Genomic DNA, 18,973 nt, shown 5'->3' on the forward strand with positions numbered 1-18,973 from the left:
GTTGAAATTTAAGCCTTATCGTCCTCGTATTGCTTCATGGATTTCTCAAACTCTTCTCTATCAAATTTGATATATTGCGGAGGTGTAGGCACATAGTCCTCCTCCCACATAGAGCTAGTAACCATAAGGTCGGCACTATACCTATTGCAAGCGATGGGCACATTATGAATACGGCATTGACGAAGCAACATATGTATGTCTGCTTCGTGAGGTAGTGCATTGAGGTCATCCATAAGGAATATGGCCAAATTAACCTCCTGACGTACTACCATGGCTGCAATCTCAGCATCTCCACCGAGAGGACCGCTATTTTTACAATCAATATCAATGTCATATCCCCGAGATTTGAAGGCACGCTGTATCATAGCACCTGTTGTTCCTGTGCAAACAATATTATGTTTACTCAGAAATTGAACATTATGAAGAGCCCACTCCACCATATCTACTTTTCTATAATCGTGTGCCACAAGGGCTATTGTTAGCTTATTCATCACTTATAATCCTCCAAAATTTTAAAAATGTTACTTATATACAAAGATAATCATTTTGCGTCACTAATCCAGATAGCCCTACTTTATAGTCATGAGTTAGGTATAAGAATAGCCTTTCGGTATCTATATAACTTATTTCTACTAGTTTTGTTGCCTTAATCTGATACTCTTTGTTAGGTGCATTATAGGGGATCAAATGAATAGTATTTTTTAGAAGAAGACACATGAAGATACTGAGGCGAGATTCTTCATATATGAAACATTTCTTCTTCTCATACGAAAAAAATATTTTTGATATGAGAAGCTTTTCTCTTTTATATAACTAAAATTTTTCCAGCTATTAATTTTCCAAAATAGATATAATGGTATGGCGTTTGATACTTTTTATTACCCTCTTTATACCAATACTTTATAGCTTTATATTTATTTGATTTACAACGGAGCTTTAAGTTTTTTCAAATGACATAGTATTTACAGGTAATCTAGGTAAAGAAAAAGCCCCACAACTAATCACAGGTTGTGGGGCTTAACTATTTAGTTAATGAATACAATTTATTACATTAGATATTAGGATCTACGTGACCAGCAGAAGTTCCCCATAGGCAATAGAATGCATCATATGTAGCTTGATCAAGAGTGATTTCCCAAGCCTTTGCCATACGTTTAATGAAATCTTTTTCAGCATCGTCTTCAAGTTGGTCAAATTTTGGTGCTATCTCCTCATCTTCTTCATTATACACAGAAGTTTCAAGAGTCTCGTCAGGGCTACAGTATACAATGAAGTGAACATTAGTATTCAAATCCCAGAAGTCAGTACCTCTTTGCTCCTTACTTGGTGCTTTTGCTGGAGATGGAGTCTCTGTCTTTGAAAGAGTTTTCTTAGGGTCAAACTTACTTGTTCTTGAGTGCATAAGAGCGATTTCTACATCAAGTTCGTAGAACTTGCCTGCTAGCTCTTTTACATCCTCGAAGTTATTAAATCTTAAAACACCCTTAAATCCTCTTGGATCTTTTTCACCAATCAGTTTAATATCTTCTGGCTCCTTATTAGCCCAACTACCATTCCAAGGATCAGTATCCAAGTAGATATATTGCATGATATCTAGTGCACCATCTTTATCCTTAGGGATTTTTAGAGCTTCACCAGTTCCTTCAGCTGTCCATTCTCTGACACTTTTAGCCTGTGGAATGAAGAAGTGCTGATGGATTTTCTCCTGTCCATTGGTTAGGAATTGGTTAGTAATTTCTTCACCAGCCTTATTATAGTACTTGATGACAAGTGTATAAAATGGACTTGATGGTTGTTCTGGTATATCTTTATGGAAGTCTGTACCGCATTTAACTTTAAAGCTTTTAGGGCTATCCTCAGCAGGTCCCCAACCGTGTTCCTTATCAAGGACATAAGTTATTTTCTGAGAAGTTGTGAAGAACTTAGTTTCTTCCATGTTACCATTCCCGTGCCATGTTGTAGGTCCATGGGTATGGCATTCTTGGAGAATAAATTCAGCCTTGTATGGATCTTCGTGAAGCTTATTCTCGGTCTGTTCTTTTGGAGGGGTTGGTTTCAGTGGGTCATTATTTTTCTGACCGCATGAAGCAAGTACAAGGGCTACGATGATTGTTGCAGCGATGTACCATAGGTTTGTTTTAAAAAATGATTTCATAAATGGTATTTATTAAATGAATTAAAATGACCATGTTAATCGCAATTTGACATTACGACCAAGGTCGTGAAAATAGTATCTAAATCTATTTGTATAATCTTTGTATAGTTTGTTAAGCAGGTTTTCAGCAGTGACCTGAAGTGCCAACGTTTGCTTCTTTGGGAGTTGGTATGTCCCACAAAGGGACATATTGACAAGATGGTATGCAGGTGGTGTAAAGTCCACTAAATCCATTTCTGGTGAAAAGTTGTGCTGTTTAGCACAATAGATATGCTCTAGATCTGCCGAGAGAGTCAACCCGTCACCAACATTTAGATGTTGCTCTGATTGGATCCATTGGCGGAAACGTAGTGGTGCCACGTTAGGGACATATAACTTGGACTTGGTAACGCCTACGGTCACACCGCATTGGGCTCCATAATAAAGTTTCTTTCCGAGAATATCCCAGCCAAACTTAGCGTCAATGCCTCTGAATAGTGAATTTTCTTGTCGGTAATCAAAGATAGGGAATGTACCTGCTTGTGTTGTGAATCTCTTTCTATTGGTCGCTTGATATATGTAACCATCAACATACTGTAGAAATCCCTCTACAGACCATCTCAACTTATCTGTATTCCCTTCTATAGAGAGTACCCATTTGTATCCTGTTTCAGGCTTTAAGTCGTGTTTTCCCTTAGAGAAGACACCAGAAGCCTTATCCACTCCTAAGCTATATCGCTCATAAACGTGTGGTGATCTTTGTAGAATGGATATGTCAGATACGATGGAGAAGAGGTCACTAAGCTTATAGGATATACCCATCTGCCCCCCGAGTAAGTTATGCTTAATGACACCATCATAGTAATCACCAGCAAAATCGTACCCAGCCGCTGAATTAAAATAATTTTCCCAGCGAATGCCCCAGTCCATGGTTACCTTATTCCACTGCTTTTTTTGCCATCCGAATAGACTTGTTACGAACTCTACATAGTTAGGAATCATAGGGGTGACCCCTGTATCTTCAGGGTTATCATTTCTCGAAAATTGAAGTTCGGCACCTAGCTCAATTCTGCTACCCCACAGGTTGTAGTTATCCCAAGTGAGGAGTGCATCGGAAGTCTTCAGTAACATGCTAAACTCAGGGACGTACGACCTATAGTTTCGGCGATTCTGATAGTCTTTGTGGATATTTACTTGGTGAGATAAGTTTAGCATCAACTTTTGTGATGGCGTGAGCATATAGCTACTCTTCAGAGTCGCCAGAAAGTGCTTGATGTGAGAGTATGGATAGGTGATATCTCTAGTGAAGGGATATATTAGCGATGGACGGCCTATTTTCAGACGCTCTTGGAAGAGTGATTCCGAACCGATCTGCCAAGCCAACATTCCACCATCTTTATTATCAAAGTATGAGAATAGCAGATCCGAGAAGAGTCGTTTGCTTTGGTAACCAATGTGTGCAGTACCACTAATGACTCTACTACCTGTATTATTAAGTAAATAATCTGCAGTATGCTTATCTCCAGTGTTTTGTAGAGCTGTCTGAAGCTCCCATGCCCAGTGATTACTAATGCTTCCGTGAAGTGAAACCTTCCCTAATACGGAGCGTCCATTAGTAGCGTATGAGGTGCTTAAGTTACCACCGATAGGGGCTTCCCGATAATGGAGCTGAGGCACATCAACCTCTACCACTCCACCTAAAGCACCAGAGCCATGTTTGACGACTTCTGCACCCTTAATCACTCTGACATTTCCTGCCATGCTGAAGTCTAATTCTGGTGTTTGCTCTATTCCCCAGTTTTGACCAACATGTCGTATCCCATTATTCACAATCATCACGCGATTGCTATGCATTCCGTGTATCACCGGCTTGGACGCATTGGGTCCAGTGGAAAGGATTGATACTCCTTTTATCTTTGATATAGCTTCTGCCAAGGAATTACCTAGATTACTGGAGATCTCTTCAGTAGATAGATTTTCGCTGATGGCTAAGACTTTTCTATTTTTTTTACTTGTAACGATAACCTCGCTTAGTGTTTCGCTCTTGGGATACAAGTCGATGAAGATTTGCTTGGGTGTTGATTGACCTTTCAGTTCTATTGACTTAATCTTTCGGCTCTCATACGATACATGGGTTATCTCGATTTCGTTACCACGAGAGAAATCCAGAAGTACCTTACCCTTATCGTCAGAGCTATAGCGAGTCTTCCCTATAGAAACAATGGCCTGTGGTATAGGATCTTGTGTATAAATATCACGGATTATGACGACTTTGCTCGGTGACTGTGCATGCAATAAGCAACTGCTTTGTCCAACCAAAGTCATGATGATTAACATCAATGTGTTAATAGCCAGTTTTCTTTTTGTAAACATAGCTCAATGTGTATGGTCCTTGAAATCATTTTGAACCCACTGGAATCAGGATGTCCAAGCAAGATTTCAAATCATAGGTAATATCGATGATGAAATATTACACTATATAAGTTAGTAAATTAGAGTATTTAATGATGAGCATTGCTTATTAGCAATGACTTTTTATTCATGTTTTGCAAAGTTATAAAAAAACAAACATATAAGAAAATTATTTAGCTTTATTTTTTATCAAATATTATTTTACGAGTGCTTATCTGTTATTTTATCTTATAATCTTTGTTATGGATTCTTTCTTTGGGCCTAGAGTATATTAGAGGGCTGCTTTACTACTGGAGGGTATTCTATAGAGCGAGCATGATTGCAATTTTTTTGAGGAATGTTTTGGATACGTATTTTTATTCGTACGCTTTTTCATCTTCTTTCCTAGAGGTTTTTTATTTAATGATACTGTCCCCAAAAAGTGTGTAAGTCCCAAGAATGTTATCTTTGAAAAGTTAAAAACAAAAGATAAACAAGAAGATGAGACTTACACAAATGCAATTTAAGGAAATTCTATCAAACGTGATGACAGAGCCAAATGGAGTTGGTCGTTTAATGGAGTTAATCATCGAAATAGCGATGCAAGGGGAGAGGGAACTGTATAAAGAAGATAGTGGCGATGTGAGCAATGGATACCGCCCCCGTCGCATCTTTGCGAGTGGTAATATGCTAGAATTACGAGTACCCCGAACTCGACAGCAGGGCTTCATGCCCTTGATTTTAGGCGTTCTCAAAGATCAAGAGAAAGAGATGGGAGAACTAGCAGGTTATCTATATAGCTGCGGTAATACGATGGAGGATATCTCTGGAGTATTCGAGCGTTTGTATGGTAAACGTTATAGTACGAGTCAAATCAATCGTCTCTCCTTATCGACCCAAGAAGCAGTAGAAGAGTGGCGTCAAAGACGTCTACCGAGGACTTTAGAGGCACTTGTTATCGATGCTACATATCTTCCTGTACGGAGAGGAGAAAGTGTGAGCAAGGAGGCATTTTTTGTAGTGATGAGTTTAGATAGCGAAGGACGTCGAGACATCGTGGGTGTCTATAATAATCCAACAGAGGGAAGCGGCATCTGGGGCGAGTTTTTTGAGGATCTAAAAAGCCGAGGACTCGAAGAGGTAGGACTAATCATTTCAGACGGGTTGAATAACATTGAAGAGGTTGCACGTGAGCACTTTACAGAAGTGGAAGTCCAGCTCTGCACGGTGCATCTACAGCGAGAAATAACTCGAAAGATACGCCCTCGAGATAAGTCAGCCATCGCAAGTGATCTACAGGAGGTCTTTAGTAAAGACGGCTCAAGAAGCTCACCTTTAGATGGCCTAGAGAGCTTTAAAAACTTTGCGTTCAGATGGCGTAAGAGCTATCCTTTTCTCACAAAAATAGCTAACGGTCAGAGGATAGAGTATTACTTCACATACCTAAAATACGACGTCAGTGTTCGCAAGTACATTCATAGTACTAACTGGATAGAACGCTTCAATAGACAGGTAAAGAAAGGGGCTCGATATAAATGTGCATTACCTAGCGTAGAATCCGCTCTACACTTGATAGGTAGTATTGCAATCAATGCAAACTATCTGAAGAAAAGAATAGGAGATCTAACTCTTGGACTTAGGAAGAACAATGAAAAGTAAATAACAACAATGTGCTTTATTTTCCAACACAAAGATATCAACCTAAAAGAATACGGCAAGGCGGTGTCTCCGCGGTGCTACGACAGCCTTGCCTTAATTCTTTATTGGTCTATCTTTAATGTTTATGGAAAACAAAGCGAAAAAATATGTAGGTTTGCTTTTCAGAGACGCATTCTGCCGTACACACTTTTGGGGACACTACCTATTTAATTTAAACTATCAGCAGTATCGCTTATTGTTTACAAGCATGGCAATTAATGCGTGATTACTAACCCTTGCAACCTTGACGATACTTCATAGTCCTGGTTGTATAAAAAGGCGAGGCATAGATACTGATGATCCATGCCTCGCTTATTATTATCCTTACTAAAGGATGTAACTATAATCAGATTCTACTGATTTTAGTCTTCAGTTTTATTGGTCTTAGCCACCATTTCTAGATATTTACCATTCTCAAGGAGTTCACCAAGATAATCTTGAATATCCTTAATAGTAATGCTCTTAAGAACCTTTAGGTAATCAGTGTGGAAGTCATTATCGTAGAAATATTTATCTACAATCACGCCACTCCAGTAGTAATTTTCTTCAAGGTTTTGAGCATGTTTCTTTTCGTAGTTAAGAATGGTCTTATTGAAATACTCAGTGATGTCAATTTCACCAGCTGCAACCTTTTTAAGTTCTTCTTTGATCTTATTATTCAGCTTGTCTGTAGAGTTTGGATCCGTTTTGAAATTGATCAATAGTGTTTCTTCGCCCCTTGGAGCAATATTTACACTACCTTGAGTACCTACTCCGTAAGTACCACCTTCTTCTTCACGAATACTCTTGAAGTATTGTTGGCTTAGCACATCTGAAAGGATAGACATCTTAAGGTCTCTTTCCAATGTGTATTCACCATCCTTCACTAAAATATCTAGTACAAATGCTGTAGGGGTATCAGCGTCAAAGGTAAAATGCTTCATTTCACCAGACCTACTGATTTTCTTCGCCATATTACTATTATCTGGCTCCTTGCTGTAAGTAGAAGGAAGACCACCAATATAACGCTCTACTAATGGAGTGATAGAATCAATATCAAAGCTACCTACGATAAAGAAGGTAAAGTCTGATGCATCTGCAAAACGTTCGTTGTTAGCTCTAAAGACGTTGTCATAGTTGATGTTAGCAAGATCTTCAGGAGTAATAGCTTTTCTCAGCTCATCATTAGGGTAAAGTAGTTGAGGGATAGAGTCCTGTAGGACTGTTGCAAGAGGGTTACTCTTTGCAGCCTCAAGCATTGCTTTCATCTTCTGAACGTTAGCAGAGAACGCTGCGTCATCCTTACGATTATCTGTCATGTTAAGGTACATCAGCTGGAACATGGTTTCGACATCCTTGTCCGAGCTACTTGCACTAATACGTTCACCGAATTCAGAGACAGATGTATTTACAGATACTGTCTTACCAGCAAGCACTTTATTAAGAGCAGTCTCATCATAATCAGCAACACCACCGACGGTAGCAAATCCGTTACTGATAGCTTTTTTATCTATTGTAGGGATATCAGATAGGTTGTAACCACCATAGCTACGTGCTGTTAGGCGAATATCATTCTTCTTATATGTAGTAGGGAGTAGATATACGGTAGCTCCATTAGAAAGAGCCAGACGAGTTACACCAAATTGTAAATCTTTTTCGATTGAAAGGGTCTCTCCAGGTTCTGGAAGAGCATCCTCAGACATAAGTTCAAGACCAGCAAATTCATCTACATAAGGCTCTACTTCTTGTTCTAGAGCTTGGTTGTACTTCGCTAGTAGTTCTTCGCTTGTTGGATACTCTAAACCTTCTTTCTCAACACCCATTAGGTAGATGACAAAGTTCTTAGAAGAAAGAGCCTGGCTAATCAATTGGTTAATAGCTTCAATAGTGATGCTTGGTGCAACCTGACTAAGTACAGCATACTCCATGTCTATACCTGGAATATAACCACCAGAAGTAAAGTAATTACCATACTCCATAGCGTATTGAGTATTGGTAATATTATCCTTACTGGTCATCTTATTTTCATAAGTGTTTAGAATCTCAGTGCGTGTACGATCATATTCTGCAGCAGTAAAACCGTAGTCACGTACTCTCTTCATTTCAGCAACAAGTGCATTAAGAGCCTCTTCGTAACGTCCTTCATGTGCGATAGCACCAAAGTCAAAGGCATCTTCTGTCTGAGTTAGGCCGAATAGTGGTCCTGTACTTAAGTACGCTTGAACGAAAGGTGCATCTGGCTTCTGCGTAATTTCTTGGATTCTGCCATCGAACATTTGGCTGATAGCATTATAGATATAGTCCATGGTAAGACCCATTGCTGAGGCTTTGAGCTCACGTGGCATAGCATCACTTGAGAAGCTAAAGCTGATTTGAGTCCCCTGAAGTTCTGGATCAGTAACGATGATGCTCAATGGAGCCTCGCGATCTGGAATCTCTTCGTACACACGCTCTGCTGGATTAACTGGAGCAGGTACATCAGCGTATAGGCTCTTGATCTTATTTTCGACGTAATCAACATCGATATCCCCAACAATGATTAGACCTTGTAGGTCTGGGCGGTACCACTTGTGGTAGTAATCACGGATTTCTTTGTATGTGAAGTTTCTCACTACGTCCATGCTACCGATTGGTAAGCGTTTACCATAGTTAAGTCCTGGGAACATCTCTTTGAGTAGTTTGGTGAATGCTCTCATGCTACCAGAATCACCTTGACGCCACTCATTTTCAATGACACCACGCTCATTATCTATCTCTTCATCAAGCAGAGCGATACCATCACTCCAGTCACGAAGGATAAGTAAGCATGAGTCCACAACTCCATTACCATTAGATACAGGAGCATCCTTTATGGTGTACATGGTTTCATCAAATGAGGTATAAGCATTTAGCTCAGCACCAAACTTAACACCGATGCTTTCTAGGTAGTTGATTAGTTCTTTGCCTTCATAGTTTTTAGTCCCATTAAAGGCCATGTGTTCTAGGAAGTGGGCAAGACCTGATTGGCTATCCTCCTCCTGCATAGAGCCAACTTTCTGTGCAATATAGAAATTGGCACGTCCCTTTGGTTGCTCATTATGGCGAATAATGTAGGTTAGTCCGTTAGGTAGTTTGCCTACACGAACAGCTGGATCGATAGGAAGTGGAGGCACTTGTTGGCCAGCTTCCTGTGCGTAAGCCATTGAGCTTGTAGCAAATAGTGCTACAAGAAAGGCTCCAAGCCAAAGTTTAATTTTTTTTGTCATCTTGATTTAATGTCGATAATATTAGTAATTATGTTCTCTTAGTTCCTTGTGGGAGGTTATCAAAAGTAGATATAAAATATTGTCATACAACACCTACTAATGACTACAAATGTAAGAAAAAAATAATTGACAATCAACATAGTTCACATTAAATGTCAATTAATATCTATTCAATTCAGCTTTGTTTTATTCATTTCAGGAAATATAAGAAGATGAATAAATGAAAAAATTATATCTATTTATTGGTGTATGGTAAAGCTTTGCACTTTTTTAATTAGATTTGTGGGTATCTCTGCATGAGTGTGCCTAATTTTGGGGATGATGATATGAATAACAGCGGAAGATTTTTTTTGGATAATTTTGTTAAATACGATTCTTTACTAAGACCTACCATTGGGTTATTGCTTTGTGCCGTTATGGCTTTACTGCCATTGAAAGCACAGAAAGCGGAAGTGTATAATGTACACCTAATGCCTGATAATAGCGTCGTATATGCTTTGCCTATTACTAAGATCTATATTCAAGTTAGTTTTGATGCCATAGACGAGTCGCCAGGCGATTTGGCTTTATATGCTCAGCGCTATCTTGGGGTGAACAATGCGATACTCAAACCCAGCATGAGATATAAGTTGAAAGGTGTAAGAGTGGGTTCTTATGGTGTTCCAGATGAGCAGTTACGTTTCTCTGTGAAGTTTGGACGGAGGCATGATGCCACTAACGTTACTTTGAGCCCAGATGGATTACTTCTGGGAATTAACTCTCCAGAGGCAGAGGTTGAGCCTTTTCCAGAGGATAAGATTACTCATCCCGATCCCGAGAATAGGGTAGGTGAGTTGGGCGTCCTACCACCTGAGTATATTCAAGCAACCACAATAGCCAAAAAGGCAGAAATTGCAGCTAATGAGATCTATCGATTAAGAGAGAGTCGTACCAGCATCATTAGTGGCCAGAGTGAGCAGCCATTTACGGATGGAAAAGGAATGGAGCTGGCCATAAATCGATTGGATGAAGCTGAGAGGGTTTTGGCAGAGCACTTTATTGGCAAAAGAGAAATCACGGCTATTGAAAAAGTCATCAGTGAGGTTGATATCTCGCAGGAAGGAAAGTTTGTTGTCTTCAGATTTAGTGAGCACGACGGACTATTGCCAGCTGATGATCTTAGGGGAGAACCGATCTATCTTGATATTAAAATTGACGAGCAAGCTCCAGAGCTCGATGAAAAGGAGCAGAAGAAGCTTGAGAGACATCTCCGGAATGGGATTGTATTCAGAGTGCCTGGATTAGTGCAAGCGTCTTTGATTTGGCAAGGTAATGTTATCACTTCTACGAAGATGGCTGTAGCTCAGCTCGGAACTCTTGAGGTACTTGAATCTTCACTTTTTACATCGAAGACACCGACTACTTTCATAGAGTTTTATAGCAGTACTGGAGCTATTAAACGTGTGAGGAATGATGAATAGCATTATCGGGAGAGAGGGAAATAAAGATGATTATTCTAATTAATGTATAACTAAATAATGATTTAAAACTTAATGTTTTTATGGCAACAAAAGAAAAGGTGAAACACCCGAAAGGCTTGATCATGGCCGCCTTATCAAATATGGGCGAGCGATTTGGCTTCTACACGATGATGGCTATCCTTGTGCTCTTCTTGAGTGCAAAGTTTGGTCTGAGTGAAACCGAAGCAGGTCTGATTTATAGTGTTTTCTATTTCAGTATCTATGCTCTAGCGATGATTGGTGGTATCGTAGCAGATAGGACCAATAACTTTAAGGGTACTATTATGATAGGGCTTATCATGATGGCGGTAGGTTATGTGCTTCTTGCGATTCCTACAGAAGTTACAGCATCAAACAGGACACTCTTATTGGTATTTACATGCCTTGGATTGTTTGTTATTGCTCTTGGTAATGGTTTCTTCAAGGGAAATCTACAGGCTCTTGTAGGGCAGATGTATGACCGTGGAGGATATTCTAACGAAGCACGTGATGCTGGTTTTTCCATCTTCTACATGTTCATTAACGTAGGTGCTGTGATTGCACCATGGATTGCTCCAGCCATTCGTAGCTGGTGGTTAAGAATTCATGATTTTGCATACAATGCTGATTTGCCTGAATTATGCCACATGCATCTAAATGGTGAGAGTATGAGTGCGAGTCAGTCTGAAATCTTCTCTCGCCTTGCAAGTGAAGTATCTCTATCTGGTTCTGTAGCAACTGAAGGGTTGACACAATTTGCTAGGGAATATCTAAATCTATTTAATACAGGTTTCCACTATTCATTTGCAATCGCTGTATTTGCAATGCTTATATCATTGGTTATTTTTATTACCAATAAGAAGAAATTCCCTAATCCAATTGATACTGCCGTTACAAATAATAATAATGGTGATAACTCTAATGTAGTGCAAGATATGCCTGCAGAGGAAGTTCGTCAGAGACTGATTGCTCTATTTGCAGTGTTTGCTGTTGTGATCTTCTTCTGGTTCTCATTCCACCAAAATGGTCTGACACTAACCTATTTTGCTCGTGACTTTATTAACTTGGATTACTTCAGTAATTTCAAGCTTAACCCTGAAATGTTCCAGAGTGCTAATCCATTTTTTGTAGTCTTCCTGACTCCACTTGTTGTTGGTTTCTTTGGACTCTTTGCAAAGCGAGGTAAGGCTGTGACTACACCTACTAAGATTGCTATCGGTATGGGACTTGCTGCATTAGCATATGTGGTAATGACTCTTGTTTCAATGGATCTTCCTACACTTAACGAAGCTAAGGAAATGGGTCGTACTGCTATGGCAGAACAAGGCTTACTACTCAGCCCATGGATTTTGGTTTTAGTATATCTAATCCTTACCATTGCAGAGTTGTGTATCAGTCCGCTAGGTCTGTCGTTCGTTTCTCAGGTAGCACCTCCTAAGATGCAAGGTATCATGCAAGGGGCTTGGTTGATGGCAACTGCTCTTGGTAACCTATTGCTCGTCTTTGGTGCTAAGCTATATAGCTCTATCGCTATTGCTGGGACATGGATGGTCTTTGTCGGCGTATGTTTGATCGCTATGCTTATTATGATCAGTATGCTTGGTTGGCTTAACCGTGTTACTGGACAGGATAACAGCGCTGCCAAGGCTTAATTTGAATAGAACTAATGAAGCAGAGAGAGTGGCATAATAATCCTAAGCGTATTCGCTTTGTTCGCTGGAGCCGTAATGCGGCAGCTGCGTTTCATAGCGTAAAGCTTGTGGTTAACATTGGCCGATTAAAGGCTAATGTGCAAGAACGTATAGCACCTAAAGCTAGCTCCTTGATGACCATGCTCTCTTACGTTTACAACGACGACTTTGTAGGTGGTGATAGAGATAAAGAATTTCTGAGAGAGGAAGATTCACTCGATGATTTTCTGTATCTATTGATTAAGCCTACGAGAGTCCTTGATGTAAATAATGCTTATAATTAGACACTAATATTTATTAGGTGCCTAGATCCACTATAGGGTCTGGGCACCTTTTTTTGTTATCGGATGAATATTGCAGATAAAATAATAGGGGGATACAGAATAAACGATATTGATGAACTTCTTAGCATTGTAGAGCAAACACCAAGAGAAGAGCTATACGAGGTAACGCATAGAATTACTCGTGAACTCTCTGGAAATGGATTTGACACTTGCTCCATTATCAATGTTAAGAGTGGTTTATGCAGTGAGGATTGTAAGTGGTGTGCACAGAGCGGCCATTTTAATACTCATTGTGAGACATATGATGCCCTACCGCCTGAGCAAGTATTGCCTCTAGCTAAGCATAATTATGAATTGGGGATAAAACGTTTTAGCTTGGTGGCTAGTGGCAGACGACCTACCAAAAAAGAGGAGGAAGATTATGTCGAGACGTATGAGAGACTCCGAGGGGAATTGCCCAATATGCATTTGTGTGCTTCTCTCGGTTTGGCAAAGAAGGAGACCTTAGCAGCTCTTTATGAAGCTGGATGTACCACCTACCACTGTAATATGGAGAGTGCACCTAGTTTCTTTCCTACCCTATGTAGTACACATACGCAAAAGCAAAAAGAGGAGACCCTACAAGCTGCTAGTGAAGTCGGCATGCGTCGCTGTAGTGGCGGTATTATAGGGATGGGTGAGTCTAGAAGACAGCGTGCCGAGCTGGCACTCTATCTTCATAGTTTAGAGATAGAGAGCATCCCTATCAATATCCTTCATCCAATACCTGGGACTCCTTTGGGCAATGAGATACCTATGGATTTTGACGAAGTGTTACTCTCCATTTGCATCTTTCGTTTGGCCAATCCTACCGCATTCTTGAGATTCAGTGGCGGTCGAGCACAATTGACTGAAGAGGTGCAGAAAAAGGCACTATATATCGGTATCAATTCTGCGATTACGGGGGGGCTATTGACGACCACTGCCTCTGTGACCGAACGTGATATGGTGCTATTTAAGGAAATGGATTACGATACAAAGAAAGAAACTGATTGGGAGAGATGATGACTACAGAAGAATTACTAAAGTGGGATAGGGAACACCTATGGCATCCATACACCTCTACAATTGATCCACTAGAGGTATATCCTGTGAAGAGTGCCAAGGGATGCACGATTACGTTGGAAGATGGTCGAGAGTTAATAGATGGTATGAGCTCATGGTGGGCAGCCTTTCATGGCTATAATGTGCCTGAAATTAATGAGGTGATTAGGACACAGAGTCAGGATCTATCTCACATTATGTTTGGAGGGTTTACTCATCGACCAGCCGTAGAGTTGGGTAAGCTACTCTTAGAGCATATTCTACCGAAGGGTTTTGATCAGCTCTTTTATGCCGATAGTGGGTCTGTGGCTGTTGAAGTCGCACTTAAGATGGCTATTCAGTATCAGCAGTCCAGAGGTCGTTCAGATAAGAATCGCTTTGCGACCATTCGTTCTTCTTATCATGGTGATACCTGGCATGCTATGTCTGTTTGTGACCCTCAGACCAGTATGCACGCTCATTTTGGACCCACACTACCAGCACAGTACTTTGTGCCACAGCCTAAGTCTCCCTTCTCAGGAGCGTGGGATCCTACCGATATAGAGCCTATGAAGTCGCTCCTGAAGGAGAAGCATCAAGAGATTGCTGCGATCATTGTGGAGCCTATTGTTCAGGGTGCAGGGGGAATGTACTTTTATCATCCCGAGTATCTTAATCAGTTGAGACAATTGGCCAATGAATACGATTGCCTCTTGATCTTTGATGAAATTGCAACAGGCTTTGGTCGAACTGGAAAGTTATTGGCGACCTACTACACCAAAATCCTCCCTGATATTATCTGTATGGGAAAGAGCTTGACTGGTGGATATATGACACTATCCGTTACCTGCACCACCAAGAAGATTGCCGATATGATCTGTAGTGGAGAAGCAGGATGCTTTATGCATGGGCCTACTTATATGGGTAACCCATTAGCCTGTGCTGTAGCCAAGCGTTCTGTTGAGCTCCTCTTAGCGTCCAACTGGGCACAACGCGTACCAGAGATTGAGACTCAATTAAGAGAGGGGCTCTCTCCTTTAGCAACTCATCCTAAAGTTCAGGAGGTACGCTGTCTCGGTGCAATTGGAGTGGTGGAAATGAAGGAACCAGTGGATATGAAAGCATTAATCCCCAAATTCATAGAGGAGGGGATCTGGATTCGACCTTTTGGCAGATTGGTGTACATCATGCCCCCTTTCCTAGCGATTAGTGACAAAGAGCTAGATAAACTGATTCGTGGTGTCAAGAAAGTCATAACGGAATGAAAAACTATGAACAAGCCCTTCAAAAATGTAAAGCAGAGGGGACTTATAGGACTTTGACAACCACCAAGAGTAGCGGAAAGTTTGTCCAGGTAGAGGGCCAAAGACTCCTAAATCTATCAGGTAATGATTATTTAGGGCTTCTTGATGCACCAGAACTACTAGATGAATTTTTACAAACGACCCACAATGAACCACTTAGCAGTGCTTCATCTCGTTTGTTATCTGGCAATGATGAGGTGTACGAACTTTTTGAGAGAGAGTTGGCGGAGACCTATGGTAAGCCTTCTGCTCTTATATGGGATAGTGGTTATCATGCCAATAGCGGAATACTTCCTGTTTTAGCACTCCCTAGGACTCTTATTCTAGCAGATCGATTAGTTCACGCTAGCATCATTGATGGGATTCGACTTTCTGGAGCCCCATTTAAGCGGTTCAGACACAATGACGTCAGTCATCTCTCTCAGATATTAGAGCAAAACTGTGCTGACTATGATCAAATATGGGTGGTGACAGAGAGCCTATTCAGTATGGATGGAGACTTCGCACCCCTAGAGGAGATCGTGCAGTTAAAAAGGAAGTATCCTCAGCAGGTCTATATATACTTAGATGAAGCACATGCCGTAGGCGTTAGGGGCGATGAAGGGTTAGGGTATGCGTCAGAATTAAATCTCCTGGACGATATTGATATACTGGTGGGTACTTTAGGAAAAGCACTTGGTTCTGTCGGTGCCTATAGTCTTCAAAGTAACGTCCTCAGACAGCTCTTTATCTCTAAGGCACGACCTCTGATTTTTTCTACAGCCCTGCCACCGATGAATATCAGTTGGAGTCACTTTATCTTCAATAAGCAGCGGAGGATGAATGAAAGAAGGGTCCATTTGAGAGCTCTGATTAAGCTATTTTCAGAGCGAATGGGGCACACCTATGCCTCCCAGATATTACCAATCATTATTCCAGGAGAGGAAGCCGTGACTAACGCTGCAGCTGAATTAACTCGCCAAGGTTATTACGTTCGGCCGATTAGGAAGCCAACTGTTCCAGAGGGATATGAACGCATTAGATTGTCACTTACTTCTGCTCTCTCAATAGATGAAGTAGAGCAGCTCGCAAACGTTCTAAAGAAATGATTACAAAACTGATTAGCAAAGAAGGGAATAATAACCTTCTCATTTATTTCACAGGGTGGGGGACTACACCAGAGGTGGTCGCACACCTAGCGATACCCGAAGGGTGGGATTACCTGACTGCTTATGACTTTCGAGATCTTAACCCTGATGACTTACCGAAGTTAAAGGCGTACGATAAGGTCTATCTAGTGGCCTGGAGTATGGGCGTGTGTGCTGCTGATGCACTAGCTTCTTACTTACCTAAGATGACTAAAGCAGTGGCGGTGAATGGTACCGCGTTGCCTATGCATGACCAATATGGTATCCCGTATGATATATTCAAGGGCACACTTGACGGTCTGAGTGATGAGAGTAGGGCACGTTTCAATCGGAGAATGTGTGGCGGAAAAAAGCTGCTCGCTGTCTATAATTCATTTTCACAAAGGTCAACTGAAGATCTTAGAGAAGAGCTAACTATCGTGTATGAACGGGCGTTACAAATGACAGACGACACCCCACCAAATTTAGCATGGACCAATGCGATAGTGAGTGAAAAGGACCTCATAGTTCCACCCAAAAATCAAGTCGCCTACTGGACAAAGCACCACGTACCGACATATATTAAGGAAGGGGTAGGGCATTATTTTATGATGGAGTATTCAACTTGGCAGGAATTTTTAGATGACGCTAGATAAAGCATTTGTACAAAAGCGGTTTGGTCAAGCAGTCTCTAGCTATGACCGAGCGGCTACTCCACAGACTCAGATAGCAGATGTGCTAGTTGGTAGGCTCTCAGCCATTATGTTTGAGCAAGAGCATCGCCCACTCCATAAAGTATTAGAGGTTGGCTGTGGTACGGGACTCTTTTCTCAGAGGATGGTAGCTCTATTAGGTTCTGATGGTATAGATTACACATTCAATGACCTTTCACCCGAAGTAGAGATCGAGCTGGCACGGAAGCTCAAACAGTTACCCTACACCTTCCAAGCATTTGACGCAGAGCATGCAGAGTGGAGAGGAGCAGCATACGATTTAATCGCCTCCAGTAGCTGCATTCAGTGGTGGAAACGCCCTCTTTCATTCATAGACAAGGCATATAACGCTCTAAATCCACAAGGGTTAATGGTGCTAAGTACTTTCTTACCATCCAACCTGAAGGAAATACAGTCCATTCAACCCTATATCCTGCCTTATCCATCTGAGGAAGAACTGAGGGAAACGTTGGAGACGAACGGCTTTTCGCACTATGAAATGCAGAAAGAGCAAGTAACCATGTCCTTCAGTACCTTATTAGAGCTATTACGGCACCTTAAGGAGACTGGCACCAATGCCCTTAGGAGGAATGATAAAGTGTGGACCCCATCTGCACTTCTCAGATTAGAAGGGGAGTTAAGGGAGGAGCAAAGCCTATCTCAGGGTGCCCCCCTTACACTTACCTATGATGCAATAATCGTTACAGCAGTTAGATAATTATGAAACTACGTCCATTATTTACAAAGCAAGTTTACTTTGTCTCCGGTATTGATACCGATGCCGGTAAAACAATTGCCACAGGATGGCTCTCTAAGCACCTTTTAGATGAAGGTGTTAGAGTCATTACACAGAAACTAGTACAGACAGGGAATGTCGGGATGAGCGAAGATATCGAAAAGCATCGACAGATTGAGGGTAGAGCTCTTCAAGCTGTGGACATTGACCATACGACTCACCCACTACTATTCAAAAAACCTTGCTCGCCTCACATGGCAGCTGAGCTAGAGGGAACTACAGTGGATCTCTCACAGGCAGAGCACTCTACCGAGGTACTCAAAGACAAATACGAACTCATCTTATTGGAGGGTGCAGGCGGTCTGATGGTGCCGTTAAATAGAGAATTGCTTAGTATCGACTTTATAGCTAAGCATAAGTATCCTGTCATACTAGTAGCGACCGCCAAGCTAGGTAGCATTAACCACACACTCCTTAGCCTTGAGGCTCTGAAGAGCAGAAATATAGAGGTGACGGCCGTTATCTACAATGAGGGGGTAGCGACAGATGATGAAATCACTGAGGATACTCATCATTATCTTGAAGATTATATCACCAAGCACTACCCAGAGACCCAATTTCTCACACTTCCCCCTCTATGCTGAGGTGATAACCAGGAGAACTTCTAACGAAGGACGAGATACGAAGTGCTGAGGCAAAGGGAAAAAGAGAGCATCCTTTATGTCGGGGGCTCTGTCCGAATGCCGAATGCAACGCAGTTGCTTGCTATCTTTCGACACTCTTGTCGAGTGAAATCAACCTAAAACTTATAAAAAAGCGACCCCCTATAACGATTCGTCATAGGGAGTCGCTTTTTTATGAAAAACAAATAGCAGTAAAATGCCTAAACGACTATAAAATAGGAGATTACAAAAAGGCGTGGGGGCTATCATAGTGCTTGCATAACATCTCCCTGACATCACCCAAGAGACGGTTTTTTGCTAGACATAGGAAAGAGATACGTTTCCTATAGGAAGAAAAATTTTTTCCTATGAGAAGGAGAAGTGTTTCCTATAGGAAGAATTTATGCCCTTCATAAAGCCATATTTTTCTGCACTACTTATCATTTTCTTACCCCTTCAATTGCACTCCATATTAGAGAATAAGTGCGAC

At 41.2% G+C, this 18,973-nt stretch carries 14 protein-coding genes; 10 read left to right on the top strand and 4 right to left on the bottom strand.

The features are described from left to right. Positions 1–8: 8 nt before the first annotated feature. The 3 genes from QYZ87_03500 to QYZ87_03510 all read right to left on the bottom strand — a co-directional run bounded on the left by QYZ87_03500 (position 9) and on the right by QYZ87_03510 (position 4,507). Positions 9–491 (bottom strand): methylglyoxal synthase, encoded by a 483-nt coding sequence (locus QYZ87_03500; protein MDN4753595.1) that lies wholly within the window; start codon positions 489–491, stop codon positions 9–11. 560 nt (positions 492–1,051) lie between these two features. Then, a complete protein-coding gene (locus QYZ87_03505; protein ID MDN4753596.1) occupies positions 1,052–2,155 on the bottom strand; it encodes a hypothetical protein in 1,104 nt (367 codons plus the stop codon). A gap of 21 nt (positions 2,156–2,176) precedes the next feature. Beyond that, the gene (locus tag QYZ87_03510) at positions 2,177–4,507 is read right to left on the bottom strand and encodes a TonB-dependent receptor (GenBank protein ID MDN4753597.1); all 2,331 of its coding nucleotides are present in this window, start codon (positions 4,505–4,507) and stop codon (positions 2,177–2,179) included. A 534-nt stretch (positions 4,508–5,041) separates the two neighbouring features. Here QYZ87_03510 and QYZ87_03515 point away from each other — a divergent pair. Then, entirely contained in the window at positions 5,042–6,184 is a 1,143-nt protein-coding gene (locus QYZ87_03515; GenBank protein MDN4753598.1) for an IS256 family transposase, read from the top strand. A gap of 401 nt (positions 6,185–6,585) precedes the next feature. Here the strand turns inward: QYZ87_03515 and QYZ87_03520 are convergent, their stop codons facing one another. Continuing rightward, positions 6,586–9,447: an insulinase family protein gene (locus tag QYZ87_03520; GenBank protein ID MDN4753599.1), complete on the bottom strand. Its 2,862-nt coding sequence runs from the start codon at positions 9,445–9,447 to the stop codon at positions 6,586–6,588. Between the two features lie 296 nt (positions 9,448–9,743). Here QYZ87_03520 and QYZ87_03525 point away from each other — a divergent pair, with 296 nt between their 5' ends. From QYZ87_03525 to bioD, 9 genes are all read left to right on the top strand, one after another. After that, a complete protein-coding gene (locus QYZ87_03525) occupies positions 9,744–10,907 on the top strand; it encodes a DUF4831 family protein (protein ID MDN4753600.1) in 1,164 nt (387 codons plus the stop codon). A gap of 80 nt (positions 10,908–10,987) precedes the next feature. Beyond that, positions 10,988–12,577 (top strand): peptide MFS transporter, encoded by a 1,590-nt coding sequence (locus tag QYZ87_03530; protein MDN4753601.1) that lies wholly within the window; start codon positions 10,988–10,990, stop codon positions 12,575–12,577. A 14-nt stretch (positions 12,578–12,591) separates the two neighbouring features. Beyond that, entirely contained in the window at positions 12,592–12,900 is a 309-nt protein-coding gene (locus QYZ87_03535; protein ID MDN4753602.1) for a hypothetical protein, read from the top strand. A 63-nt stretch (positions 12,901–12,963) separates the two neighbouring features. Further along, entirely contained in the window at positions 12,964–13,944 is a 981-nt protein-coding gene (bioB, locus tag QYZ87_03540) for a biotin synthase BioB (GenBank protein ID MDN4753603.1), read from the top strand. Then, positions 13,944–15,227, top strand: a complete 1,284-nt coding sequence (gene bioA / locus QYZ87_03545; GenBank protein MDN4753604.1) for an adenosylmethionine--8-amino-7-oxononanoate transaminase — start codon at positions 13,944–13,946, stop codon at positions 15,225–15,227. The genes bioB and bioA overlap by 1 nt, the downstream gene beginning before the upstream one ends. Beyond that, entirely contained in the window at positions 15,224–16,354 is a 1,131-nt protein-coding gene (locus QYZ87_03550; protein ID MDN4753605.1) for an 8-amino-7-oxononanoate synthase, read from the top strand. The genes bioA and QYZ87_03550 overlap by 4 nt, the downstream gene beginning before the upstream one ends. Further along, the gene (locus QYZ87_03555) at positions 16,351–17,028 is read left to right on the top strand and encodes a DUF452 family protein (protein MDN4753606.1); all 678 of its coding nucleotides are present in this window, start codon (positions 16,351–16,353) and stop codon (positions 17,026–17,028) included. The genes QYZ87_03550 and QYZ87_03555 overlap by 4 nt, the downstream gene beginning before the upstream one ends. Then, on the top strand, positions 17,015–17,803 hold the full coding sequence (locus tag QYZ87_03560; GenBank protein MDN4753607.1) for a methyltransferase domain-containing protein: 789 nt from the start codon (positions 17,015–17,017) through the stop codon (positions 17,801–17,803). The genes QYZ87_03555 and QYZ87_03560 overlap by 14 nt, the downstream gene beginning before the upstream one ends. A gap of 2 nt (positions 17,804–17,805) precedes the next feature. Then, on the top strand, positions 17,806–18,465 hold the full coding sequence (gene bioD / locus QYZ87_03565) for a dethiobiotin synthase (GenBank protein ID MDN4753608.1): 660 nt from the start codon (positions 17,806–17,808) through the stop codon (positions 18,463–18,465). Positions 18,466–18,973: the final 508 nt, after the last annotated feature.

The sequence above is a fragment of the Porphyromonadaceae bacterium W3.11 genome (assembly GCA_030434245.1).
Taxonomy (GTDB): Bacteria; Bacteroidota; Bacteroidia; order Bacteroidales; family Porphyromonadaceae; genus Porphyromonas_A.